Raw genomic sequence first — 25,388 nt, forward strand, 5'->3', positions numbered from 1 at the left:
GCGGAACGGGACAACCCGAAGATCATCAACGCGTCCCGGCGGCTGCGGATCGCCAACGGGTCCGGAGTGCAGGTCTCCGATGTCAACCAGCTGGTCGACCGGTTCTTCGAAGCCCGCAAGATGATGACCGCGATGGGCCGGCAGATGGGGATGCCGGGCGGTAACCGGCGCACCAAGAACAAAAAGGGGAAGAAGGGCAAGAAGGGCGGTCGCGGGCCGACTCAGCCGAAGATGCGCGGCGGCTTCCCGGGAATGCCCGGTATGCCCGCGGGCGGCGGCGGCATGCCGGACCTGTCGAATATGCCGCCCGGACTCGATCAGCTGCCGCCCGGGCTGGAGAACTTCGATCTGTCGAAATTTCGGAAGGATCTCCAGTAGACGGGTAGCTTACGGGCTACCCAGGAGGTAGCCACGTGACCACCAGCATCACACGCCGGGTACTAGGGCGTATCCGGCTCAGCCGGGCCACCGACGAAACCACGTCACCCGAACGCCAACGCGAGATTATCCAGCAATGGGCGAACACACATGACGCTGTCATAGTCGGCTGGGCCGAAGACTTGGACGTATCCGGGTCCGTGGACCCGTTTGATACCCCGTCGCTCGGGCATTGGTTGAACCACCGGGTACACGAGTGGGACACGCTCGTAGCGTGGAAGCTCGATCGGCTGGGCCGGAACATCCTCCAACTGAACGGGCTGATCGGCTGGGCTGAGAAGCACGATAAGACCATCGTGTCCTGCAATGAGAATCTGGACTTTGCTACCTGGCAAGGTCAGATGCTCGCGGGAATCATGGCTGGACTCGCGCAAGGCGAACTAGAAGCCATCAAAGAGCGCACCGGGGCTGCGCGAAGGAAACTGGTCACCTCCGGCCGCTGGTTCGGAGGCAGACCCCAGTACGGGTACCGCGCGGTTCAGTCCGGAGACGGGTGGACGCTGGAACACGACCCGGAAACACTTCCTGTGCTGCGGCAGATTATCGCTGACACTATCGGCGGTGTGCCCGCAGCGGCGGTGGTCCGGGAGTTGAACACGCAGGGGGTGTTATCGCCCTCTGACAGCTACCGGAAGCGCCAAGGGAAGCCGCTTAGGGGTACGCCCTGGAACCCGACCACGCTGCTTCAGATGCTCAAATCTCGGTCACTGCTGGGTGAGGTCACGCACAACGGGGCTACCGTACGGAACGACGACGGTAGTCCGATACTTGCCGGACCACCTTTGATCAACCTCGACACATTCCAGCGGCTACAGCAAGCTTTGGACAAACGAGCCATCGGTCGGGCTAACCCGCGTGTGGATACGTCCCCTTTGCTCGGCGTTGTCGTCTGTGCGGTGTGTGGAAAGAACCTGATCTACCAACAGCAGTACGACAAACGGAACGGGAACACCCGGAGGTACTACTACTGCCGCGACCGGTGCGGGCAGAACATCCGAGCGGCAGAGTTGGAAAGCTGGCTCGAAGAAACGTTTTTGGACGAACTCGGTTCGTACGAGGTAACCGAGCGGGTCTGGGTACCTGCCAGCAGCAACCAGCAGGAACTACGGCAAGCGCAAGAGACGTTGGACGAACTTCTCACGTTGTTACCGTCTATTGGGTCTCACACTGCACGAGAACGGCTGACGAAGCAGATAGCAGCCATCGATAAGCGGATAACCGAGCTAGAGAACGAGCCGGGGTCCGAAGGCCATTACGAGTACCACGGTACGGGGGAGACCTACGCCGAGGTATGGGCACGCGGGGATCAACGGCAACGGCGCACACTGTTGCTGAAGTCTGGGATATCCGCTACCGCTCGTGTATACGCTCGTACTCGCGGCAGCGGCGGTGCACACGAGTTCAATATCCGCATACCGGGTGACCTACTCGAACGGATGGACGCCGGATCAACCGAAGAGCACTTCAAGCGACGAGAGGCCGAGGCCGCAGAGCTTCGCAAAGGACTCGGTATAGACAAATAAGCGACAGCCCCTGGGTTTCTGACCCAGGGGTTTCGTCGCTTCCCAAGGTAGAAATACCCCCGAACAGTTGTGGGTCCCCCTGCCCCGGCGTTGGTCGCCGGATGGAGCCCCTGTATCGCTCCCCAGATACCCCCGATGTGTAGATCTCGGACCGAGGATGATCGGATACCGTGGGCAGCAACCGAACCGAAGGGGGAGCCGTGCGGGTACGAACCGCCGTGTTGGGCGCTGGTGCGCTACTGCTGGCTGCTGGGTGCGGAACCACCGAGACGGGTACGCCGACCACTGCGGCGGCACCTCCGCCTGACCCCTTCAACGTATGCGAGGACTTGCCTGATGCTGCCCTCGCGACGACTGGCCTGAACCCAGCTACGAAATCGACCGTCACCAACGCACCCTCCGGGCCTACGTCGTGGATCGTGTGCGCATGGGAGCCCACCCAGCCCCCGGCGACGTACCGGGTAGAGGTGTACAGCACCAGTCACACCATGGACGAGACTCGGAAGAACGAGAACCTCACCGACCTCACCGAGGTCGAAATAGCTGGACGTCAAGGACTCACGTTCAAGGAGACGAACACCGCCGATACCCGGTGCCGTGCAGCGTTCGGCGCCGAGCAAGGATCGTTCATCGTGTCCACGGCGTGGTTCGAAACAGGTGCCAAACCGGACCTGTGCGGACTGGCCGTGCAGTACCTGACCGATCTGGAGCCAGCACTACCGGCCTAAGCCAGACCCGTGTTTCCGAGCGCTTGTGACGTCTGCTGGTCCGTCTCGGTGAGCTTGCCGATTGCGGCAAGGTAGGTGTCACGCATCAGCTCGGCAATCTCTATCAGGCCATTCAGACGGTCTACAGCCTCCACGGCCGCTATGGTCTCGAACTTCTTTTTCATGTCCAGCGCGGACGGTAGTCCGCCGTACCCGGACAGGAACCCCAGAGCTTCGGCATCCAGTTTCCGGTTCCGGAGATTCGTCAGAAGCGTTTCACACTCATTCGCCAGAGCTTGACCCATGTCCGGTTCCAGGGTCATATCGCCATTGATCGCTTGCTGCTTGAGCCCTTGCCAGTGCTTGAGCTGGTCTTGCTCGGACACGGCTCCCCCTACTTCAGTAGCTCGATCGGATCAACCCCCAGAGCTTCGGCCAGCCGCTCTACAGATCTCAACGTCATGTTGTGGCGCCCGGCCTCGATGCCTGCCACGTACCGGGTAGAGAGCCCAAGGACATCGTTCGCCAACCGTTCTTGGCTCAGCTTCATCTCACGGCGTATCCGGAGCAGGTTGGTACCGACGACGCGTTGTAGCTCTCCCTCGGCCATAGGTACATGCTCAGGTTCTTGACACGCACATGCCACGATGTCATCAAAGCTGGTAACTATCTGTATCTGAATCGATGACAACCAGAAGTGATAGCTTCATACTCGGTACATGACTACTTTTCAGGTTCAGTGCAGACCGACCCCCGAAGGGGGCTGGTACGTCTACGCCCCGGCGTTCGGTGTAGGGCGCTATGTACGTGCGGAGGATGTCCCCCGGGTAGCCCGGGAGATGATCGCTGCCTGTGGGGCAGCGCCTAGAGAGTTCGGTATCGAGTTCGATAAGGGGTGAGATACCCCCGAACGGTCAGCGCTCCAGAATATTTCGAGCCGCTTCGGTGAGGCGCTCACCCGCCTACCTGTCGACGCGACGAGGGTCGGGTGGCTCCATCCGCTGAAGGACCGTCAATGCCTCTATGGTCAGTTCCCCACCCTTCCGCCCTATGGAGCCAGTGAGCAGGTTTCGTTTGCGTGCCTGCCACAGATGGCCGCGCACGGTTTGAGTCGACTTGCCCAATTCTTCCGCGATCTTCTCAACCGGCTTGGATTGCCCGTCGCTGACTCGGTAGACGTACTCCTTCGACAGCAGGGCTAGGTACTCGGCCGTGATGCCGTTGGCCAGTTCGGCTCGTAGCTTTTTCATCGGCTCGGTTCGATCCCGCCAGCGCTGTTTCATCTGCTCCATGAACCCGACTGGGTTCTTTCCGACATCTTCGTGCAGCTTCGCTGAGGCCCCCCGAAAGTCGATCTCTCGCAGGACTGTGCTGGAGATGCCCCCGGCTGGGGGAGATTCCTCTTCTATCGGCCGGATGAACACCGTAGCTGGCCCGCCTTGGAAGTTGCCTTCGTGCCACTGCATCTCGACTACCCACGGCCCAATTTCTTGGAAGACGAATCGACCCATATGCGCAGCGTATCAGGTCACCCAACATGTTGGGATTGACAAACGTGTTGGTTCCCCGCATTCTGATGTCAGTTCGAACCATGAAGGCCGCCGGCCGGAGGGGGTCGGATCGAAACCCACAAGTCCGCTTCATGGGCGGCCCCGGATCCCAGGAGATTCCGATGACCTTCATTGAGGCCAATGAGTTTGTCGCTTCGGTAGCCGCCGAGCACGGCGTCAAGCTCTCAAACCGCAAGCGGCGCGAGGTCGCCAAGCAGTGGATAAACCCGGCGACCCGGGTTGCCCGCAAAGGCAAAGGCGGCTACGCCGATCCGACCGGCGACACCGCCGTCAGGAATGTACTGGCGCTGCTCCGGCAGCGGTAACAACACCAACCAGATAGGAATCCAGATGAACGACGAACAGATTTTCGAGCACTTCCAGAACAAGGCCAACCGCGACGCGGTTATGGCGAACACGAACAACGAGAAAGCTGGAGACATTTTGGATATCGCAGCTCTCCGCGCCGCCCCTGAGGCGTCGGAAGTCGAGTACGGCGAACAGCAGGGTGGTATGTGGTTCAACGGGTGGAAGCTCGGACTGTGTACCATGCATGGAATTCGGCTGTGGGAGTCGCGTGGTGGGGAAATCGTCATCAAAGGCGTCGAAGGGATGTCAACGGATCAGCTTGACCAGTTCATCGGGTGGGTGGAGAAACTCCAGAAAACCCACATTCAGATACCGATCGGTGTGGATAACTGGCAAACCAGTGAGCAGGATCTTCAAGACCTGCTGATGTCTGACCACGACACGATCATGGAGTTCGGTCATCCCAACGGGGTGGGGGGATGAGCACTTATCGACTCGAAGTATTCGCAGACGGAGAAGACGAACTAGCCTGCGCTCTCGACGAACTCGGCGGTAGGTACCAGTACGCCATTATTGACCAGACACAGGAAGAGAACGAGAAGTGAATTTCACCGAAGACACCGGTAGCCCGCTGGCACCTGGCGGAACTGTCCGCTACCTCATTCATGACGCTATGGGCCGGTTCGTCGGATACATCGGGGATAAGAACGGGCGGTGGTGGATGTCGTACTGTCCTACCCCGGAGTCCCCTCTACTGATCCGGCGCGGGTTTAAGTCTCGGGATAACGCCGAGAAAGCATTGGTAAAGATTGTAGTGGATGAAATTGTGTCCTCGACTTTCAAGGGTGTCTGACATGACAATGACGATGAATATCGCTGAATGCGAGTTCGACGGATGTATCCGACCGAAATCGTCTGTCGGATTGTGTACGACGCATTACCAGCAGAAGCGGAGGGGTAAGACTCTGACACCGATTCGTACAAAACGATCCCGGGAGCTGACATCTCCGGATGTCACCTTCTTCGAAGGATTCCCGCTGGTTACAGATGTCGAATCAGACGGCACCCTGACAATCGTGTCTGTCGAATCTCTTGACATCGACGACATTCACCGTCGATATGCTGAAAGTCATTACGGCAACAGCGTTGCTTGTCAGCTTCGTCACGAGTACGTAAATCGGTTTGACCAGGTTCGGATTATGACAATCTGGACCGTGGATTAATTACTACAAACCCCCGGGCGGAACCTACCCGCCCGGGGGCAGTGGGCACACTACAGGAGAGATGAATGAGAAAGCCTTACGCCACCCGTGCCGACCAGTGGAGACGGGAGCACCCTAACGCCTTACGGCAGTGGCCAGCTAAGTACGGCACGGTGTCACAGTTCTGGGGTTTCCGGGTGTACTGCGGTCGGTGCAAGGATTGTGGGTCGCCAGTGACCACCCGCCGGAACGTGTCCGCGCACAACTGGGGTGAGACCCGGATAGGCCGCTGGCCTGCTCTCTGCGCGGAGTGCAGGGAGGCAAAGCGGCGGCACTATCGGGAACTGGACTCTGACCGAGCCCGGAAGCGGATGGCCGAACGCCGGCGCTGGGACCGATACGTCCGAGACGGCGACCGCGCGGAGCATGGCTTGCCATCGGTTCGGCAAGGCGTCAAGGCCGAGGTAAACGACGCGTACGTAAAGAGGTTTGGAAACAAATAAGCTCTACCTCTGTTCGGGCACTTATTACGATAAGGGTAGAGGGTGAGGAGAGGGCCGCCTACGGGCGGTCCTTTTTTCTGGGCTGAATACCTGATGTCCACAGGAGGTGAAATGGATATGGACAAGCGGTGCCCCAAAGGGCACCTGATCGGATCAACGCAACAGGATCGGGACACCACTGGCTACTGCCGGGAATGCCGTAGGGCGGACACTGCCCGTAGGCAGAAACAGTCTCGTGCTGCGCTACGGATCATCACAGCGCTGAGGAACCGGCGAGAGCCGGACCCTGAGGATTTCCAGGCCCTGGAAGTCCCGTAGGGCCACGAACACCACAACCGAATACCGATACCTACCTGAGCCCCTGACGCCCCGTTAGGAGGCTCGTTTTTATGCCTGGATGAAAGAGAATGAGATGACCAAGGCAGTAACCCCCACCGAAGCGCCCTACGCAGAACGAGCCATGGTCGGCCAATGGTGGTACGACATCACCCCCGGGACGTTCGTTGTTCACGAGGGTTTCTACGAGTTCAAATACAAGCCCCGTTCGCGGCGATTCGGTGATCCGGATCGGACTATGCGACTCCCTCACGACAAGCTTGAAGCTATCCAGATCGCGAGCGCTGAATGATCGACATCGCGACCCGGTTCCCGCGAACCAGCCTCAAGGAGGCATGGATACGTTCCCAGCAGTCCGAGAAGTGGGTATTCCCGGATACGGTCTGTTCGTCCGTGACCATGATCTACGGACGGAGCAACGTCGGTAAGGCGTACCTGGTTTCATCCATGCTGCTGTCGCTGATGGTGGACGACCGGGAGTTCCTGGGGATGCAGCCGACGAACCGTACGAAGGTGTGGCGGCCGGCCATCTTGTGGACCGATCCCGGTTCCGACGAAGAGTACGCCGAGCGGATCTATCCCGAGCTTCCTGAGGAAGCAGAACTAGGGATATTCCATACCGGTCGGACCACGCAGGTTGCAGAGTGGGCAGCGCTGGCCGATCACCTGGTATCCGAAGGGTTCAACTTCGTTGTCGTCGACAACCTGCAAGGGGTCACCGGCGACACGAACGAAGCAGGCACCGTTACAACGGTGTTCGACGGGCTGACCAAGCTCACGAACCGGGGTGTCCCGGTGGTCGTCCTACACCACGAATCGGAGAAAGGGAGGGTGGTCCCTGGGGCATCCCCGATGGGGACGTCTACGGCCGTCCAGAAGTCCAGAACATGGATTCAGGTCCGGCAGACTAACCGTCGCGGCCTACGCGGCGGCAACACGGCGATGGTGATTCAGTCCAACGCTCTGGACCAACCGCAACAGCTCGTTGCCGAACCACTGACCGGCCCTGCTTATCGACGGGTGAACCGGGGTCCATGGACGTCCACGGACAACGAGGAGAAGGCGCCGAAGCAGGATCGCAATGTGCAGGTCTTGGACCGCAACGCCGAGGTCGTGGAATGGATCGTAAACAACGGGCAGGGTGTCGGCGTGAACAAACTTCAGGATCAACTCACCGAGAAGTTCCCGGAGAAGAAAGCCAGCACGTGGCGATATCAGCTACTCCAAGGTGCGTTGTCCAAGATGCTCCGTAGGACCGGAGAGGGTGATTCGACCCGTTGGGTAGCAGTCTCAGGTGGTAGTCAGGGTGGTAGTGCCTGATTGTATCGTCGCAGGTCAGAGTGAGTGGTAGTAGTGGTATCCCCCTATAGGTGTTCGTACCTCACACCACCCCCACTCTTAGATAAGCGCTGGACGTCCAGCGCATAAGGATCATCCCCCGCGCAGCGGGGAAGTAGGGGCCCACGGGCCCCGATTCTTTTTAATCCCTATGCGGGGTACCCCGCAGGATGAATACAGAAAATCAGTCGGCCGTGCCGACATAGGGGGACCACGGGTCCCGAATAGTTTTAATCCGTAGCGTGGTTAGCCACGCAGTGATAAACAAGAGGAGATGTCGACCGTGTCGACTATTGGATTTCACGAAGCTGGGCTTCGTCGTAAGTGTATCGACGGAACCGTGTACCGTCGTGACGATAAGCTAGCCACGTGGCTAGCTGTATCCGCCGGGGAAATCCCCGGTATTATCGAATCGCTCGTACGCGAAGGCGTCCTTCGCTTTGATGGAATTTCCTCGAAAGGAACCGAGCGGTACAAGCTCGGACCTAGGTGCATCTGTTTCGGATCCTCGCGTAATACCGCGTGCGTGGTGCACGCATCGGACCCGTTCAATACCTAATACACCGATTCAGCGCTGTATGTAGTGGCGCTACATAGCGCAGAACGATTATCTGGCCCGGGCATTCCGTTCCGGGCCTTTTCTATGTCCGGAGGACACGATTGATTACCGATGAAGCCGACCGCGAGTCGGCGTTCCAAGAATACTGCTCAAAACTGAACCGTATTTCGATGCCGTCCGCGAACGCGGCGGTACTCCGTGGTTCACCTCGGTCGAAGGACGGCGGGAACTGTTCATGCGCCGGTTCACCCAACCCGCCCCGCCGGATGTCGATGCCTGGTACCCGTTCCAGAAAAAGGAAGCCGAATGATTTGGGTCGTCCTCACAGTCGCCTCTATGGCGGCTACGTCAGGTTCGCTGTGGAGTGTGTACTGCCGCGGTAAGCACCTTCGGAGGATTCTACGGTGAATTCCCGCAAGGTGTTTGTGTTGGTGGATACAGCCGGTAACCGTCGGCGTGCGCCACGGTTCAAATTATTCGATCCGGAGAACCGAATCGGGATGTCGATGCATCCCGAGACCTTCCGCAGATTTCTTGATGACGCCGAAGAGAAATGGGATCTGTGGGAGCAGTCCCAGATACAGAAAACAGAAAGTAAAAGCCATGAGTGAATTTGCAAAACATCTGCAAAACGCCCTGAACGGCACCAATGACTCAGTGTCACGTGACGAACTGAAGGAGATGCTGTCGGGTTATCTACACACCCCTGCGAAGCCTGTGTATGACCCTGAAGCCGAAGCTCTGGGCGAAGCTATCCAAGAAAAGCTGTCGGGCAGGGATAGCCTTAAAGATGAACTTCTAGGGCGTATGCATGCTGCCGGTATGGATGTCCGAAACTGGACGCCACCGGCGGTTGACCCTTTAACCGCGATGGACAATCGGCTAGGTGAATCTATTAAACGTGAGCGAGTAAAGCATGAGGCGATGCTTGCCGAATACCGGGCTTCAGTTGACCCTGAAGCCCAGCGATTGAACGATCTCGCCGACGAGCTTCAGCGTGAGGGTGAAGCACAGAATACACAGGAAATCCGAGGCCCGGTGGACCTCGGTTGGAGTCCCGCCGGTCCCGGTGCTCTTAATCATGATTTCCGAGAGCACAACCACACTTACAACAATATCGCTGACATCTACTAACGATAGGAAAAACTATGTTCAACGAAAACGCCTACGACCTTCACACCAGTAACGCTCGTCTGGTTGCCGCTCACGGCGGTACATTGTCCAAGCGCTGGCACGAGATCGATAACAACTATGACGCCTACCGGTACCGTCAGGCTTCGTGGGCTCACGACCTCGCCCAAGCGGTTATCGAAGGTAAACCCGAATCGGAATTGAATCAGATGCACGCGCTTGCTATGGCTGCCGCAATCGGAAGCCAGAACGGTACCTACACCGGGCAGGTAGGGGGTACCGCTGAAGCGATGATAAATACCCATGTTCGGGAGCGGGTTACTGCTGCGCTGGTCCAGGAGTACAACAAGACCAGTGCCGACAACTTTAAAGCCGTTGGTGCTCATCTCGGCCTCAATATCCAACAGTTCCGTGCCTTGGCTGAACAGGTCGATCCGGACACTGATCCGGCCAAGCTGGTCGGTATCCCGATGGAACAGCAGCAAGCGTGGTTGCAGGCGGCTGAGGTAGTAGCGGATATCGAAGCAGGGTTCAACGCGTTTCGTGCCGCTGCTGCTCTTGAGGGGCGGGTGCTGACCAAGAATGATTCGCTGGTGGGCTTGGTGTGCCCGACCACGGGAACCGGCGCCGACCGCCGGAAGCTCTGGGATGCTTGGGATTCTAAGGGCCGAACCGGAAGGTTCGGTGCCCTCATCAAGGCAGGGATCGAAGTGAATCCCATCGGTTCGGTCCGTGAGTATCGGAGCTACGACCGGCCGATGTCCGAGAACAAGATTGTGCGTGGCGCTATGGGCGGTATGCAGCAGTTCTTGGTGGACTCTGAAGACGATTCAATCGTCCTGCGGTAGTACCGGAATCGCCCGTAGACGGGCGTTCGTAGATTCTGAGGGTCTGGGTATAGGTGCAGGAATTCCAGGCCCTCTTATCGAAGCTCTGACCTGCACGTATGGGGGTAGGGGGAGGTTCCCCCTCCCTTCTGGTACGGCCCCACCTCGGCCATACAGGTCAATTTATTTACGAAGGGGGGGAGGGGGTCGGCTCAGGCATCCCGACCCCGGAAAGGAACCATGGAAAACCACGATAATGCCCTTGACCAGCTCAATGCGTTGAAACAAGAACTCGTCGCGAGGATGAGCGAAGCTTCGCCGGGAGTGCTCCCGCAGTTCGCTAAAGCGATCGCTGATCTTACCGAGCAGATCGCCGGGATACAGTGGACCGCCCGGCAGTCGCTGACCCCGCTCGCGGTTGTCCAGCTGCGGAAACTCACCGACCCCGGAACCGACCCCGGGGTGCGGAAGATGAATAAGCAGCAGCTTGTGAAGTCCGGTGTGCTCGATCAGATGTCGGCCGACCTCTTGGAGTACGTTCCCGCTCGAGATTCGGCCTAGTCTCTGCTACGGCCGCCAACGGGGCACGTGCCGTGCGCGACTTCGTACCTGCACAGCACAAGGGGGTGACAGAAATCGTCACCCCTGGTGGAAAATAGCAGGTCACAGTGGTTAGTGAGGCCGGTGTTTACCGGTTGATTATGCGTAGCAAGGTCCCCGGCGTCTGTGACATGTTCCCCAAGGCGGCCCGTTCGGGCCACTTTGGGTTAGGCTCGACTAACGAGCCGGACCCGTCCGGTGCTGCAACACCGAACGGGTCCATGAAGGTTCGTTATCACCTCCTCTTGCTGAGCCAGCGGCCAGCGAAGGTCAGCCCAGCCCCGAGTACTGAAATGATGAAGGGGAAGGGCGGGACGACATCAAGCAGCGGCAGTGCCGGTGCTGCGGTGCGAATGATTCGGCCGGTGGTGGTCATGTATTTGCCCACCACCGCCCACTTTTGGGCTGGGCGCGGATCATCGTCTGTAGGCTCAGGGGAACCCGTGGATGTAGGATGCGGAGTGTTCATGCTGTGCTTGCCTTTGCGCTGGGCCCCGTATGGTTACTGGGGCTGTGGATAGTGCTTGTGGCATAAGGGCTGTCCTTCGTTAGAGGAAAGATCACCGGGAGATTTGCGGTGTGATGAGCTGGCCCGGGCTCACCCCGGCTCGGGATTGAGCCGACAGTGAGAAACACTAAACCTTGTGTCTAGAAGGTCAATCTTCTACTACATGTTGTGGTTTGTGATCGAGATCACGCCGAACAATATCGGCTTTGGGTGACAAAATTTCTACCTGCCACGATCTGAACTGGACGCATGTCAAAAACCGGCGAGTAACCACTGAAATTGTGGCGACCATCACATCGATTAGCGGCGGTCGGATAGCGTGGCGCACAGGGTTTTTGGGTCTTAACCCACCGCTGCCCACCACCCTCAGCTGACTCTGAACGCGTATGAGGCCATGCCGCATGGGGCTGATGTCGTCGACGCGGCCGCGGTCTGCGGTACTCGCGTACATCCCTCACTAGGGGAACCGAGAGTAAGTGATTGATCCGGAGGATCTACCTCGAATGCTTGTGACCGAGGTAAGGCAGTCGGAATGCGCCCCGTGGACTCGGTAGGCCGTGTGCACCGCCGCTGCGAAGTGGTCAAATGTCGGCAGTGTATGTTTGGAGATGATCCACAAGTTTCGATCTCTCCAAGTTCAAGTTCCCGGATAAGTAGTAGCCCCGCTGTAAACCGTTGATGCTGCGCCGCCCCTTTTCCGCAAAGGGGCGGCGCAGCATCGTTGTATTCAGGAACGTGGTTGCGGTGCAGCCAACGGCCGGGCCCCCGAGCGATTTCGCCTGCTCAGGGGTCCGGCCGGCTCAGTGCCTGCGCCGGCGGGCCAGGAGCAGTGCGCCGGCGAACGCCGCCACTGCTACCACCACTGCGCCCGCAACCGCGACCCACACCAGCGGCGATATTCCGCTGTCGGAGGTTTCCCCGGCCTGCTCGGCCGAATCGCCGGCGGCCACCTGCTTCGCTTTCTCGCCGAATGTTCCCTCGCCCGCGGCATCGCCTTGCGCGTACTGCGGACCGGGTTCCGGCGCTCCGGTGACGGCGACCTCCAGCTCGATCGGTACCGGCGCGACCGTACGGGTGCTGTGGATCGTCGGGCTCAGTTTCACCGCGATGTAGTGCCAGCCCGCCACCGCCTGATCGGCGACTTTGCCGCGTTCTTCTCGATTGAGGTAGCGGATCGGGACGGTCGCCAGCGCCGCATCATTGGCCGGCAGGACGCGTTCGGTACCGGCGTAGGAGGTGGTATCGGACTCGAGTTCCGCGCGGTACGGATTGTAGAGCGTGGTCGCGATATTCGAGGTGTATTCGCTGCCTTCCTCGGCGCTGCTGCCGAACCGCACCCGGTAGGCCAGCCCCTGGCCCCAGTCCACCTTCACCCGGTAGAAGACGAACTCGCCCCGCTGCACGGTATCGGTGTAGCGGCCCGCGCCCGGGAGATCCGTTGCAACATTGAACGAACCGCCGCCGACAACCGGGACGACAGGCGTTGTGGGAGCGCTGAACTCCACCGGCTGCGGGTCCGCCGCGGGACCGGGGTCGGTGACCGCCGGTTCCACACCGATATTCAGCTCGATCGGCAACTGCCCTGGTGCACCGTCGGAAACATGTGCCCATTCGAGCGCGAAATAGTAGTGGCCGCCACCCCGGCAATTGTCCGTACCCGTGTTACCGGAATCGGCTTCGGCGGCACCCCGCCAGGCACTGCTCACCGTCAGCGCCACCCCGTCGACGGAACGGGTCGCCAACTCGCTTTCGCGGCTGTGGCAATCTTGGCCCTCGGCGCCGTAGACCTGCAGATCGAGCCGGTTGTTCGAGGTGGACGCGTTGGTGCGGTCACCGCGCGGGAACGACACGGTACCGCTGAAGTACGCGTTCGCGCCGTCGGGTACGTCCACCGCGTAGTACTGCGGTTTCTTCTGCCCGATCACGTCCAAATATTGCCCTGGTTCGGCCACCGGCGCCTCGCGGTAGCCCGATGCGCCCGTGATCGGGAGCCCGACCGGGGCGTAGCTGCGCAAGGCGACGGCACTGACACGGGGTAGCACCTGCTCGAGTGCCGCGCCGTCGGCGGCATCGGTGTAGGTGCCGCCGGTGCTCTGGGCGATACAGGTCAACTGTGCGCGTGAGGCATCGTCGACCCCGAAACCGATGGCGTGCATCACGATTTCGTTGCCCTGGGCGCTGAGTTCGCGGGCGACATCGCAGGGGTCCGGTGGAGCGCAGGTGTCCAGGCCGTCGGAAACCAGCACGATCGAGCGCGGTCCCTCCTGCGGCAGTGCGGCAGCGGCAGCGCGCAGCGATGCCCCGATCGGGGTGTAGCCGCGCGGGACGATCTGGTCCGTGGCCGCGGTCAGCCCCGGCTTGTCGATGGTTTCGGCCGGATGCAGGATCTGCACGTCCTGACAGCCCGCGGCCTTTTCGGCATCAGAGTTGCCGGTGCCGGTGCCGTAGGCAGAGAGCCCGACCTTCGCGTTGCCGGGTGCCGCGGTGACGAAATTGCGGACGGCGTTCTTGGCCGCGTCCATCTTCGTGCCACCGCTGGGGTCGGCCGCCAGCATCGACCCCGACGCGTCCAGTACCAGCATTGTCGGGGCGTATTCGGTCCTGGCCTGTGGCGACTGCTGCGCGAGTGCGGGCATGGCGACAGGCACCGAGGCGATTACCGCCGCGGCCGCCGTTGCCAGGACTCTGTTCAGAAACAACACGCTGTCCGTACTCTCGATCGTTCCCGCCGCGCGGACAGCGCGACCCAGCGGACATTACGCACGCGCGTCACGGCCCGCCACCCCGCGAGATGGTTGTTCAGCATTCGGGCGTCCTCGATCGGTGAGCCGGGCGCCGGAAGCAGGACGGGGCGGGCGCGATTTCGGGCTCGGACCTGCATCTGGCAGAATGGTCGATCGTCCTTCCGGACAGTGTCAGCCCGTCTCCGGTTACGTACCGCGCGGCGGTCACACACTCCTTTCGCAAAACCGGGCTCGCGAACCGCGTGAGCCGCTGAATTGCGCCGTGACCACAACGAAAGGCAGATCAGCAGATGGCTGTTCGCATCAAACTCACCCGTTTGGGCAAGATCCGCAACCCGCAGTACCGCGTCGTCGTCGCGGACGCCCGTACCCGCCGTGACGGCCGGGCCATCGAGTCCATCGGCAAGTACCACCCGAAGGAAGAGCCCTCGCTGATCGAGATCGATTCCGAGCGCGCCCAGTACTGGCTGGGTGTCGGCGCGCAGCCGACCGAGCCCGTGCAGCGGCTGCTGGAGATCACCGGCGACTGGCAGAAGTTCAAGGGCCTGCCGGGCACCGAGGGCACCCTCAAGGTCGCCGCGGCCAAGGCGTCCAAACTGGACCTGTTCAACGCCGCACTGGCTGCCGCCGACAACGAGCCGGTCGCCGAGGCCGTGACCCCGAAGAAGAAGGCCAAGAAAGACAAGGAAGAGGGCGCCGCCGAGGCGACCGAATCCGCCGAGGCTGCCGAGTAATGAGCGTCGTCGTCGCCGATGCCGTGGAACATCTGGTCCGCGGCATCGTCGCCAATCCCGATGATGTGCGCGTCGAGCTGATCACCGGCCGCCGCGGGCGCACGGTCGAGGTGCACGTCCACCCCGATGACTTGGGCAAAGTCATCGGCCGGGGCGGTCGCACCGCGACTGCGTTGCGCACGCTCGTCGCCGGTATCGGCGGCCGCGGTATCCGGGTCGACGTGGTCGACACCGATCAGTAGATGGAACTCGTAGTCGGCCGGGTCGCCAGATCGCACGGCGTGCGCGGCGAACTGGTCGTCGAGGTCCGTACCGACGAACCCGAGGCGCGTTTCGCGCCCGGCTCGACCCTGCGGGGCCGGGCGGCACGGTCGAAAGATGTGCGGAATTTCACCGTGGAGTCGGCCCGGGAGCATTCGGGCCGGCTTCTCGTGCAACTCGCCGGTGTCACCGATCGTGGGGCCGCGGACGCCCTGCGCGGCACCTTGTTCCTGGTGGACAGCGCGGATCTGGGCTCGGCGGCGGACCCGGACGAGTTCTACGATCACGAACTCGAGGGTCTGCGCGTTGAACTCACCGACGGTTCCGCAGTCGGCACCGTTACCGACGTACTGCACTCCGCGGCGGGTGAACTGCTGTCGGTCCGTGCCGCCGGCGACGACCGCGAAATCCTGATCCCGTTCGTGACCGCTATCGTGCCGACGGTGTCGATCGCCGACGGGCTGATCGTGATCGACCCGCCCGAAGGCCTGCTGGATCCGGAATGAGGCGGTCGTCGTGAAGCTCGACGTGATCACCATTTTCCCCGAATATCTGGAACCGCTGCGCACCGCTCTGCTGGGCAAGGCCATCGACAACGACCTGCTCTCGGTCGATGTCCACGATTTGCGCCGATGGACTCGCGATGTGCACAAATCCGTCGACGATTCGCCGTACGGCGGCGGCCCCGGCATGGTGATGAAACCCACAGTCTGGGGTGCTGCACTCGACGACGTGTGTCCGGACGATGCCCTGCTCGTCGTACCGACACCGGCCGGGGTGCCCTTTACCCAGGACACGGCCGCCCGCTGGTCCGGTGAGCAGCATCTGGTCTTCGCCTGCGGCCGGTACGAGGGGATCGACCAGCGAGTATTCGACGATGCGGCCCGCCGGGTGCGTGTCGAAGAGGTCAGTATCGGCGACTACGTACTGATCGGCGGCGAAGCCGCGGTCCTCGTGATGACCGAGGCGATGGTGCGGTTGATTCCCGGGGTGCTCGGCAATCAGCAGTCCCACGAACAGGATTCGTTCTCCGACGGGCTGCTGGAAGGCCCCAGCTACACCCGCCCGGTATCGTGGCGGGGACTCGAGGTCCCGCCGATCCTGCTGTCCGGTGACCATGCCAAGGTGGCGGCCTGGCGCCGGGAACAAGCGCTGATCCGCACACGGGAACGTCGCCCGGACCTCCTGCCCGGAGACGACTGACCGGATCTCGGGTCGATCTGCGACGTCAGGGCACTGCTGGTGAGAGGTGGCGCAACGACCGGACGAGCTTTGCCGTGGGTCGCTTCGATACGGCGGCGACGAGCCGCACCTGGGGCCGAATAGCGGAACCCTGCACGCTTCGTGGAAGATCGACGAAACGCCGCTAGGGTGAGCAGGATCTGGGATGCGGATCAGCAGGGCCATTGCCGACATATTTCGTGATCGAATAGTGCCGGGAATTCGTCGGGCGGGTGAGGTCGCCGAACTCGATGCGAGGGTCGTGCGCAGGATCGGGACCGAGGCGAGAACGGCCGCGCACAGGGCGGAAACCGCCGACCGGGCGGGCGCGAGGCAGATTCTTGGAAGTCGAACCGACGCTATCGGTGGTTCGCTGCGAGAACCGGGCGTACCGGCACCGCAGCGCACTGTGTCCCGGCAGCCGCCGGACGACGAAACACCGTCGGATGTAATCGAGAACCGGTCGGCCGCGCTGGGGCTGAACACCCCGTCGCAGCGTGCGATGGAGTCGAGTTTGTTCATCGACGAGCCGGTCCATCACGCGGCCCTGATTTCAGGTCATCCGCGACCGGATCTGATGTTCGGTGAGAAAGCATGGGCGGGCTATCTGGACGCCCGCGCATTCAGCCGCCGTAACGGCGACCGGGAATTATCCATGCCGTTCATCACCGAACTCCATCAACGGGTTGCGCGTTTCGAGGGACCCGGTGGCGGCGTCATCGCTGTGCGCGAGCGATGGTTCATCTGCGGGAGGCCCGTCACTCCCGAAGAGATAGCGAACGTGGAGGCGAATCCCTTGCTGGCACGGATCCCCGACGGAACCGTGCCTCTGAAACCCAATATCGGCGCAGTTTTCTACAAGCTCAAGGATCCAGTCGTAATACGCAACGAACTCGATTCCCTGTGTGACTGGTACAACACGGCGCGCAGCGCGCCAGGAACCGATCCCTATCGGCTTGCTGCCGAACTCCAGCAGCGGTTCGTATCCATCCACCCGTACGGGGACTACAACGGTCGCACGTCGCGACTCCTGATGAACTGGTCATTGGAGCACAACGGGCTGTCGCCCAGCGTACTGCCGGATTTCAACAAGGATATTCTCTCCTCGACCGATCAATGGACGGACGCAGTTCGCGCGGGCAGCCAGACCTTCGCCGACCGCACGGATCGACTCCAGCAATTGGGGGTTTCGGCGGACCCGGTCCAGACATTCGGCCTGCAGGATCTGCAAGAACGCTATCGGAATCACAACGGGGAGACCGAGCCACTCGGGTCGGGATATCACGACGTCGATTGGTGGCGAGACTTTCTGGAAGAGCTATAGGTCCACGCCGGATAACCGTGCTGATTCCGTCCAGGAATTTGTCGGCGGTATTGCATCACACATCACGGGATGAGACCGAAGCGGCGCGCGGCGACCACGGCTTCGTGCCGGGACCGGGCGTCGAGTTTGTGCATGGCGCTGCGGAGATAGCTCTTGACCGTTTCGGGGCCCAAGGAAAGACGTTGTGCGGTCTCCTGATTCGAGCACCCCAGCGCGACCTGTACCAGCACATCGATTTCCCGGCGAGCGAGCCGGGGCGCCTCCGGGGCAGCAGGACCCGACAGGGCCCTGGCCAGTTTGTCGCCGATCCCTCGCAGGGCTGTGCTCAGCTGTGTATCGGCGTAGCCGTCCGCGAGAGTATGGAGCTCCGCCTGGACGGCGCGGATTTCCTCGGCCAGCGCCCCGCCGGCCGCGGGCGACGGGGCTGCTGCGTCCAGCAACCGCAGCCGCCGATCGACCTCGTCTCGGATCATGATCTCCGACGCCAGTCGGCGACCTGCCTGTAGCAGTGCCTCGGCGGTGCGGCCGCCGATCGGGTCCGGGCCGCGCATTGCCGCGTACAGCACAGCGCGCGACCGGTCTTCCACGACCACGGGCACCGCCAGAACCGAACGGATTCCCTCACCGAGCACGGGGCCGTCGTAGTGATGGGTGATCGACAGTGCGCTGCGATAGTCGGTCACCGCCGCGGGCCGCCGCGAATCGAGGACCTGGCCGCCCAGACCGGACGCGCGCCGGACCGACAACCCGCGCAGCCCATTGGTGCGGATCCCGCAGAACTCGCTGAGCAGCAGCGTATCGGTCTGAACTTCGCCACCGAAGAACACCGGAACCCCGGTAGCGCCCGCCAGCCGGCGGATTTCGGCGCGCAGCGCGTCACTGTCACGGGGGCGGAGCAGCGCGGGATCTGCGGTCATGAAGTTTCACCCCTTTTCGGGGGTAGTGCCGACGAACTGTGACCTACATCCTATTGCAACACCGGATCGATGAACCGAGGAGATGCGAGATGGGTGCCGACCCGAATACGCGGGTGCGTGAACTGCTGGACACCTACGACCGCGGCGATGCGTGCGCAGCCGAGTTGCTCTGCGACCGGCACCCGGCCGAGGCCGTCGCGTTCACGGTTGTCGAGAGCGACCTCTCGTCGGTCGACCTGACCTACGGTGAGCTGCGTGAACGCTCCGAACGGTACGCGGCTGCGCTGGCCGGTCTCGGGATCGGCCCAGGCGATCGGGTCGCGACGTTGATGGCGAAATCCGCGGATCTGGTGGCCGTGCTGCTGGCGGTCTGGCGCCGCGGCGCGGTCCATGTCCCGTTGTTCACCGCCTTCGCCCCACCGGCCATCGCTTTCCGGTTGCGCGCCGCGGATACCGCCGTCGTGATCGCCGACCCGGATCAGGCCGGAAAGCTGGCACCGGGCGGGGATATGCCCGCGGATCCGCCGTGGCGCACTGTCGTCACCGGCCAGGACGATATCGCGGGCGCCGTGCGGCTGGCCGATCTCCCGGCGTCGGACACCGGCGCACCAGCGGTGACGGTGGGCGGGGACGGTCTGCTGGTCCAGTTGTTCACCAGCGGTACCACCGGCACCCCGAAGGGCGTGCCGATTCCGGTGCGTGCGCTGGCGTCCTTCCACGCCTATCAGGAATTCGCGCTCGACGTGCGTCCCGACGATGTCTTCTGGAACGCCGCGGACCCCGGCTGGGCCTACGGTCTCTACTACGCCATCCTCGGACCTCTGGTATCGGGCACCCGGAGTCTGCTGCTGCACGCCGGCTTCTCTCCGGAACTGACCTGGCAGGTGCTGGACCGGTTCGGGGTCACCAACTTCGCGGCCGCGCCGACGGTCTATCGGGCGCTGCGGGGCGGATCCGAGGGGCATTCGGCCCGATTGCGCCGCGCGTCGTCGGCGGGCGAGCCGTTGACGCCTGATGTGGTTGCCTGGTCGGCCGAGGCGCTCGGTGTCGCGGTCCGTGATCACTACGGCCAAACCGAACACGGCATGGTCATCTGCAACGCCTGGCACGACGAACTGAACGCCATCGCACCCGCAGGGTCGATGGGCCGTTCTCTACCGGGCTGGGCCTGTACCGTGCTCGCCGACGAGGCCGATATCGAGGCCCCGCCCGGACAGCTCGGCCGGATCGCCATCGACACCCGGCACAGCGCCCTGCTGTGGTTCGTCGGCTATCTGGGCGACCCCGAACGCTCAGCGCAGCGTTACACGTCCGACGGCCGCTGGTACCTCACCGGTGACGCCGGCTCCCGCGACAGCGACGGATTTTTCCACTTCTCGGCCCGCGACGACGACGTGATCATCATGGCCGGCTACCGGATCGGCCCCTTCGAAGTGGAAAGTGTGCTGGTTCTGCACTCCGGTGTCGCCGAAGCTGCGGTCGTCGGTCTGCCGGACGAGCTCCGCGGCGAGGTGCTGGAAGCGTTCGTGGTTCTGCGCGAGGGGGTTACGGGCACCGACACACTGGCCGAAGAGCTGCAGACCCTGGTCAAGAAGAAATTCGCCGCACACGCCTATCCACGGCGCGTGCATTTCGTCAGGGATCTGCCCAAGACGCCCAGCGGCAAGATCCAGCGTTTCCTGCTCCGGGATCAGGGACGTACCGCGGCCGGTCAGCGGTAGCGGTGCCGGGCCGGTAGTGCAAGACCGGGCCGGGTTCGCCTGTCACCAGGCGCAGGTAGTGTGCGGGTCGTGACGACAGCGCCAGAGACCTCGGGTCCCGACACGATCCAGACAGACTCGACTGCCACCACCGGTACCGGCCCGGCCGTTTCCGGCACCGTGACCCGGCGCATCGCCGACGAACTGGCGGTGCGCGAGAACCAGGTCGCGGCCGCCGTCGAACTACTCGACGGTGGATCCACGGTGCCGTTCATCGCGCGCTACCGCAAAGAGGTCACCGGCGGCCTGGACGACGCCCAGCTGCGCACTCTGGAAGAACGCCTGCACTACCTCCGGGAACTGGACGAACGCCGGGCCACTGTTATCGAATCCATCCGCAGCCAGGGCAAACTCGACGATGCCCTGCACCGGCAGCTGCTGCTGGCCGAGACCAAAGCCCGCCTCGAAGATATCTACCTGCCCTATAAACCCAAGCGCCGCACCAAGGCTCAGATCGCCCGCGAGGCCGGTCACGAACCCGTCGCGGATGCCCTGCTCGGCGATCCGGCCACCGATCCGGCCGGTTACACCGCCGAACAGCTCGACGGGGCGCGGGCCATTCTGGTCGAACGGTTCGCCGAGGACGCCGATCTCGTCGGCGAACTCCGGGAGATGATGTGGAGCCGGGGCCGGGTTACCGCGACTGTGCGCGCCGGAAAGGAAGAGGCCGGCGCGAAATTCGCCGATTATTTCGATTTCGCCGAGGAATTCACCGGCCTGCCCTCACACCGGATCCTGGCGCTGTTGCGCGGTGAGAAAGAGGAGGTGCTCTCCGTGCACCTCGATCCCGAACCCGCGGATTCCGAACTCGAGCCCGGTGAGCGCAGCGTCTACGAGGCGCGGATCGCGCAGCGGTTCTCCCTGGCCGCTCGGGGCCGCCCCGCAGATTCCTGGCTGCTGGATACGGTGCGCTGGGCCTGGCGGACCAAACTGCAGGTCAGCCTCGGTATCGATACCAGGATGCGCTTGCGGCAGGCCGCCGAACGCGATGCGGTCGAGGTGTTCGCCGCCAATCTGCGAGATCTGCTGCTGGCCGCACCGGCCGGTACTCGCGCCACCATGGGCCTGGATCCGGGCTACCGCACCGGCGTGAAGGTTGCGGTGGTCGACGGTACCGGCAAGGCCGTGGCGACCGAGGTCATCTATCCGCACAAACCGCAGAACCAGACCGAGAAATCGCTGGCGGCCCTCGCCGCCCTGGTGGAGCGGTTCGGGGTCGAGTTGATCGCCATCGGGAACGGCACCGCCTCGCGGGAAACCGATGCGCTGGCCGCGCAGTTGATCGAACGGATTCCGGAGAACAAACCGACCAAGATCGTGGTGTCCGAGGCAGGCGCCTCGGTGTATTCGGCCTCCGCCTATGCCTCGCAGGAGCTTCCCGAAATGGATGTCTCGCTGCGCGGCGCGGTCTCCATCGCCCGCCGATTGCAGGATCCGCTGGCCGAACTCGTCAAGATCGAACCGAAATCCATCGGGGTGGGGCAGTATCAGCACGATATCTCCGAAACCTTGCTGGCTCGCTCCCTGGGCGCGGTGGTCGAGGACGCGGTGAACGCGGTCGGTGTCGATGTGAACACCGCCTCGGTTCCGCTGCTGTCGCGGGTTTCGGGCATCACCGGTTCGGTTGCGGAAAGTATCGTCGCCCACCGCGACCACAACGGTCCTTTCCCGAGCCGGACCGCGCTGCTGGACGTTCCGCGGTTGGGCCCCAAGGCGTTCGAACAGTGCGCCGGCTTCCTGCGGATCCGCGACGGCGTCAACCCGCTCGATACCTCGGCTGTGCACCCGGAGGCCTATCCGGTGGTGCACCGCATCCTCGACTCCACCGGCAGCGGAATCGCCGAGATCATCGGCAACGGATCCGTGCTGCGTGGCCTGCTTCCCGCCGAATTCACCGACGAGACCTTCGGCGTACCGACCGTCACCGATATCATCGGCGAACTGGAGAAACCCGGTCGCGATCCGCGGCCGGAATTCAAAACCGCCGAATTCGCCGCCGGTATCGAGAAGGTCGCCGATCTGCAACCCGGAATGGTGCTCGAGGGCGTGGTCACCAATGTCGCCGCGTTCGGTGCGTTCGTCGATGTGGGCGTGCACCAGGACGGGCTCGTCCACGTGTCGGCGATGTCGAAGAATTTCGTCCGCGATCCGCGGGAGGTCGTCAAATCCGGTGACGTGGTCAAGGTGAAGGTCCTCGAGGTCGATATACCGCGCCAGCGGATCGGGCTGTCGTTGCGGCTCGACGACGAGCCCGGCGCCGGTAAACCGGAACGCGGCCAGGGGCCGGGTGGTGACCGCGGCCGCAGTTCCGGTGGACGCGACGATGCGGGCCGTGCCGGCGGAGGGGATCGCGGTGGTCAGGGCCGGGCCGCGAAGAACCGTGGGGGCCAAGGTAATGCTGCCGGTCGCGCCGGTGGTCAGGGCGGCGCCGGTGGCCGCGCGGGCGATCCGGGTCGCAATCGAGGCCAAGGGCGTGGGAATCGGCGGGATAATGCACCTGCGAACGGCGCCATGGCCGATGCGCTGCGGCGGGCGGGTTTCGGAAAGTAGCGCCTTCGGAGTGAAGGAGAGCCGGTATGCGGCAGTGGTGGTCCGAGGACGTCATTGCCGCGGGCAGGCTCCCGCTCCTGTGCTTCCTGTTCGGATTCATCATCGGATTCCTGGTGATCCGGGTCAGCGTCCGGCTGATCCGGGCTCAGGTGCGCTGGTGGCCCGGCAATCTGAAACCCGGTGGTGTGCACATCCACCACATGGTGTTCGGGGTGGTGCTGGTCCTGATCTCGGGGATCGGGATGATCGCCACCGCCGACGCAGGTGGTGGTCCGGCCGTCGCAGCAGGGTTGGCTGCATCGTTCGGTGTCGGTGCGGCGCTGGTCCTCGACGAGTTCGCGCTGCTCTACTACCTACGCGACGTCTACTGGGAGAAACAGGGCCGCACCTCGGTGGATGCGGTTTTCGTCGCGCTCGCCGTGACCGGCCTGCTGCTGCTCGGTTTCCACCCGCTGTGGCTGCTCGAGATCAACGGCCTGCGCGATTACCCGGGCGCGTGGGTGCGGGGGGCAGTCGTCGCGTTCGCGCTGGGGAATCTGGCGTTGGCCGCCGTGGTGATCGCCAAGGGCAAGATCTGGACCGGTCTGTTCGGGATGTTCTTCCTGCCGTTGCTGGTGGTGGGAGCCCTGCGGCTGAGCCGGCCCGGGGCCCCCTGGGCGCGCTGGCGCTACGGTAACAACCGGCGGCGGCTGATGTACCGGGCGATCGTGCGGGAACGGCGCTACCGCCGCCCGGTGATCCGGGCCAAGATCTTCGTCCAGGATCTGATCGCCGGGAAACCGGATGCCGAGCATGTCCGGTCGGCGGCGGAGGAAGAACTGGCCCGCCGGGTGGTTGCCGCGCCACCCGCGCCACACCGGGATCACCCGCTGCTGCACGATCTGAACCGGTGGGCGCACGGCGGCACGGCAGAAACTGCCGAGGACTCCGTCGACCCGCAGGCCGCACCGGGGCCCATTTCCGGAAGCGATCCCTGATCTGGCACAATGCACGGGTTGCCCTGGTCGCATTCGGCCCGGCGCATCCCACATTCGGAGCACGAACCGGTCGAGCGCCCGCGCCGCCAGGTTCCTCTGTTCGCGCGACCATCAGAAGGATGATCATGAACACCCTTGATTTCGTCGACGAGAGCTCGCTGCGCAGCGATGTCCCCGACTTCCGTCCGGGCGACACCCTCAATGTGCATGTGAAGGTCATCGAGGGCTCCAAGGAGCGTATCCAGGTTTTCAAGGGCGCCGTCATCCGGCGCCAGGGCGGCGGTATCCGCGAGACCTTCACCGTGCGCAAGGTGTCGTTCGGTGTCGGCGTGGAGCGCACCTTCCCCGTGCACAGCCCCACCATCGATCACATCGATGTGGTGACCCGCGGCGATGTCCGCCGGGCCAAGCTGTACTACCTGCGCGAGCTGCGCGGTAAGGCCGCCAAGATCAAAGAGAAGCGCTGACCTGCCCTTGATCGCCGACACCCGCGCGCCCTCATGCGTGCCGGTGACCTCGGCGAACGGCATAAGTAGCCCGGTACCGCGTAACCATCGCGGTGCCGGGCTACGCTGTTCGCGTGGCAGACGAGAGTTGGTCGAGATCGGGGTCGGATCCCGCGGACGGGCAGCCCCGCAGGCGCCGGTCGCGGCGGGCCGTCAAAGCGAAGAAACAACGGCCGTTCTGGCAGGAGCTTCCCATCCTGCTGGTGATCGCGGCGGTGATCGCCGCTCTGATGGTGACTTTCGTCGGCCGTCCCTACGTCATCCCTTCCCAATCCATGGAACCGACCCTGCACGGCTGCGCCGGTTGCACCGGCGACCGGATCTATGTGCAGAAGGTGAGCTACTACTGGAGCGACCCGAAGCCGGGTGACGTCGTGGTCTTCGTCGGGCCGCCCTCCTGGAACGGGCACTACCGTTCCATCCGCTCGGACAATACGGCCGTCCGCGGTGTGCAGAACTTCTTCTCGTTCTTCGGTCTGGTACCGCCGGATGAGAACGACCTCGTCAAACGCGTTATCGCGGTCGGCGGGCAGACCGTGGAATGCTGTGACGACCAGGGCCGGGTCATGGTCGACGGGCAGCCGCTCGTCGAGCCCTACGTCGAGGACGATTACCCGTGGATGCCCGGTCAGGCGAACGCCTCCTACCCGGTGGGCCGCGTTTTCGGGCCGGTGACCGTGCCCGAGGGCAATCTGTGGGTGATGGGCGACAACCGCAACGAATCCGCGGATTCCCGGGCGCATATCGGTGACGAACTCCAGGGCACCGTGCCCATCGACAACGTCCGCGGCAAGGCGGTGTTCAAGATCTGGCCCCCGGGCCGGATCGGGCTCATCGATGGAACGAATCCGCAGGAGAATTGA

At 62.9% G+C, this 25,388-nt stretch carries 25 protein-coding genes and 1 pseudogene; 21 read left to right on the forward strand and 5 right to left on the reverse strand.

The genetic code is table 11. The features are described from left to right. The 3 genes and pseudogenes from NS6_RS16020 to NS6_RS16030 all read left to right on the forward strand — a co-directional run. Positions 1-378: pseudogene (locus NS6_RS16020) on the forward strand (signal recognition particle protein); the annotation flags it as partial. A 35-nt stretch (positions 379-413) separates the two neighbouring features. After that, on the forward strand, positions 414-1,961 hold the full coding sequence (locus tag NS6_RS16025; protein WP_068042618.1) for a recombinase family protein: 1,548 nt from the start codon (positions 414-416) through the stop codon (positions 1,959-1,961). A gap of 218 nt (positions 1,962-2,179) precedes the next feature. Further along, positions 2,180-2,689: a DUF3558 domain-containing protein gene (locus NS6_RS16030; protein WP_245669385.1), complete on the forward strand. Its 510-nt coding sequence runs from the start codon at positions 2,180-2,182 to the stop codon at positions 2,687-2,689. Here the strand turns inward: NS6_RS16030 and NS6_RS16035 are convergent. From NS6_RS16035 to NS6_RS16045, 3 genes are all read right to left on the reverse strand, one after another. Further along, complete coding sequence (locus NS6_RS16035; RefSeq protein ID WP_068042621.1) at positions 2,686-3,054, reverse strand: hypothetical protein; 369 nt, start codon at positions 3,052-3,054, stop codon at positions 2,686-2,688. The genes NS6_RS16030 and NS6_RS16035 overlap by 4 nt on opposite strands. An 8-nt stretch (positions 3,055-3,062) precedes the next feature. Then, the gene (locus NS6_RS16040) at positions 3,063-3,278 is read right to left on the reverse strand and encodes a helix-turn-helix domain-containing protein (RefSeq protein ID WP_068042622.1); all 216 of its coding nucleotides are present in this window, start codon (positions 3,276-3,278) and stop codon (positions 3,063-3,065) included. Between the two features lie 352 nt (positions 3,279-3,630). Next, on the reverse strand, positions 3,631-4,179 hold the full coding sequence (locus NS6_RS16045) for a hypothetical protein (protein WP_068042624.1): 549 nt from the start codon (positions 4,177-4,179) through the stop codon (positions 3,631-3,633). Positions 4,180-4,340: 161 nt separating this feature from the next. Between NS6_RS16045 and NS6_RS16050 the strand changes: the two genes are divergently transcribed. The 8 genes from NS6_RS16050 (at position 4,341) to NS6_RS16075 (ending at position 10,984) form a co-directional block, all read left to right on the forward strand. After that, positions 4,341-4,544 (forward strand): hypothetical protein, encoded by a 204-nt coding sequence (locus NS6_RS16050; protein WP_157112787.1) that lies wholly within the window; start codon positions 4,341-4,343, stop codon positions 4,542-4,544. A 25-nt stretch (positions 4,545-4,569) separates the two neighbouring features. Next, on the forward strand, positions 4,570-5,010 hold the full coding sequence (locus NS6_RS16055; RefSeq protein ID WP_157112788.1) for a hypothetical protein: 441 nt from the start codon (positions 4,570-4,572) through the stop codon (positions 5,008-5,010). Between the two features lie 1,634 nt (positions 5,011-6,644). Beyond that, positions 6,645-6,860, forward strand: coding sequence for a hypothetical protein (locus NS6_RS34750; RefSeq protein WP_157112789.1), 216 nt, complete (start codon positions 6,645-6,647; stop codon positions 6,858-6,860). Beyond that, the gene (locus NS6_RS16060) at positions 6,857-7,888 is read left to right on the forward strand and encodes an AAA family ATPase (protein WP_068042632.1); all 1,032 of its coding nucleotides are present in this window, start codon (positions 6,857-6,859) and stop codon (positions 7,886-7,888) included. The genes NS6_RS34750 and NS6_RS16060 overlap by 4 nt, the downstream gene beginning before the upstream one ends. A 981-nt stretch (positions 7,889-8,869) precedes the next feature. Further along, entirely contained in the window at positions 8,870-9,076 is a 207-nt protein-coding gene (locus tag NS6_RS16065) for a hypothetical protein (protein ID WP_068042634.1), read from the forward strand. Next, a complete protein-coding gene (locus NS6_RS34755; protein WP_157112790.1) occupies positions 9,069-9,599 on the forward strand; it encodes a hypothetical protein in 531 nt (176 codons plus the stop codon). The genes NS6_RS16065 and NS6_RS34755 overlap by 8 nt, the downstream gene beginning before the upstream one ends. Before the next feature lie 14 nt (positions 9,600-9,613). Beyond that, positions 9,614-10,444, forward strand: coding sequence for a hypothetical protein (locus NS6_RS16070; RefSeq protein WP_068042636.1), 831 nt, complete (start codon positions 9,614-9,616; stop codon positions 10,442-10,444). A 219-nt stretch (positions 10,445-10,663) separates the two neighbouring features. Continuing rightward, complete coding sequence (locus NS6_RS16075) at positions 10,664-10,984, forward strand: hypothetical protein (RefSeq protein WP_068042638.1); 321 nt, start codon at positions 10,664-10,666, stop codon at positions 10,982-10,984. 1,347 nt (positions 10,985-12,331) lie between these two features. On the opposite strand, the gene NS6_RS16080 is transcribed toward NS6_RS16075, so the two are convergent. Further along, positions 12,332-14,230, reverse strand: coding sequence for a vWA domain-containing protein (locus NS6_RS16080; protein WP_245669379.1), 1,899 nt, complete (start codon positions 14,228-14,230; stop codon positions 12,332-12,334). Positions 14,231-14,565: 335 nt separating this feature from the next. Here NS6_RS16080 and rpsP point away from each other — a divergent pair, with 335 nt between their 5' ends. The 5 genes from rpsP to NS6_RS16105 all read left to right on the forward strand — a co-directional run bounded on the left by rpsP (position 14,566) and on the right by NS6_RS16105 (position 17,815). Continuing rightward, positions 14,566-15,009, forward strand: a complete 444-nt coding sequence (rpsP, locus tag NS6_RS16085) for a 30S ribosomal protein S16 (protein ID WP_068042640.1) — start codon at positions 14,566-14,568, stop codon at positions 15,007-15,009. Beyond that, positions 15,009-15,251 carry an RNA-binding protein gene (locus NS6_RS16090; RefSeq protein WP_030521790.1) on the forward strand — a complete coding sequence of 81 codons (243 nt, stop codon included), beginning with the start codon at positions 15,009-15,011 and terminating at the stop codon, positions 15,249-15,251. Before rpsP ends, NS6_RS16090 begins: the two co-directional genes overlap by 1 nt. Next, positions 15,252-15,776 carry a ribosome maturation factor RimM gene (gene rimM / locus NS6_RS16095; RefSeq protein ID WP_068042642.1) on the forward strand — a complete coding sequence of 175 codons (525 nt, stop codon included), beginning with the start codon at positions 15,252-15,254 and terminating at the stop codon, positions 15,774-15,776. A 10-nt stretch (positions 15,777-15,786) separates the two neighbouring features. Beyond that, positions 15,787-16,473, forward strand: a complete 687-nt coding sequence (gene trmD, locus NS6_RS16100) for a tRNA (guanosine(37)-N1)-methyltransferase TrmD (RefSeq protein WP_068042644.1) — start codon at positions 15,787-15,789, stop codon at positions 16,471-16,473. Between the two features lie 427 nt (positions 16,474-16,900). Next, complete coding sequence (locus NS6_RS16105; RefSeq protein ID WP_174552603.1) at positions 16,901-17,815, forward strand: Fic family protein; 915 nt, start codon at positions 16,901-16,903, stop codon at positions 17,813-17,815. 62 nt (positions 17,816-17,877) lie between these two features. Here NS6_RS16105 and NS6_RS16110 read toward each other — a convergent pair whose 3' ends face one another. After that, complete coding sequence (locus tag NS6_RS16110) at positions 17,878-18,732, reverse strand: helix-turn-helix transcriptional regulator (protein ID WP_068042648.1); 855 nt, start codon at positions 18,730-18,732, stop codon at positions 17,878-17,880. A gap of 89 nt (positions 18,733-18,821) precedes the next feature. Between NS6_RS16110 and NS6_RS16115 the strand changes: the two genes are divergently transcribed. The 5 genes from NS6_RS16115 (at position 18,822) to lepB (ending at position 25,388) form a co-directional block, all read left to right on the forward strand. Then, complete coding sequence (locus NS6_RS16115) at positions 18,822-20,453, forward strand: AMP-binding protein (RefSeq protein ID WP_068042650.1); 1,632 nt, start codon at positions 18,822-18,824, stop codon at positions 20,451-20,453. Positions 20,454-20,558: 105 nt separating this feature from the next. Next, positions 20,559-23,042, forward strand: a complete 2,484-nt coding sequence (locus NS6_RS16120) for a Tex family protein (RefSeq protein WP_068042749.1) — start codon at positions 20,559-20,561, stop codon at positions 23,040-23,042. Positions 23,043-23,068: 26 nt separating this feature from the next. Further along, positions 23,069-24,019: a hypothetical protein gene (locus tag NS6_RS16125; RefSeq protein WP_068042652.1), complete on the forward strand. Its 951-nt coding sequence runs from the start codon at positions 23,069-23,071 to the stop codon at positions 24,017-24,019. Between the two features lie 125 nt (positions 24,020-24,144). Further along, entirely contained in the window at positions 24,145-24,486 is a 342-nt protein-coding gene (rplS, locus tag NS6_RS16130) for a 50S ribosomal protein L19 (RefSeq protein ID WP_062996305.1), read from the forward strand. Positions 24,487-24,599: 113 nt separating this feature from the next. Further along, complete coding sequence (lepB, locus tag NS6_RS16135; protein WP_068042751.1) at positions 24,600-25,388, forward strand: signal peptidase I; 789 nt, start codon at positions 24,600-24,602, stop codon at positions 25,386-25,388.

The organism is Nocardia speluncae NBRC 108251, assembly GCF_001613245.1.
Lineage (GTDB): Bacteria > Actinomycetota > Actinomycetes > Mycobacteriales > Mycobacteriaceae > Nocardia > Nocardia speluncae.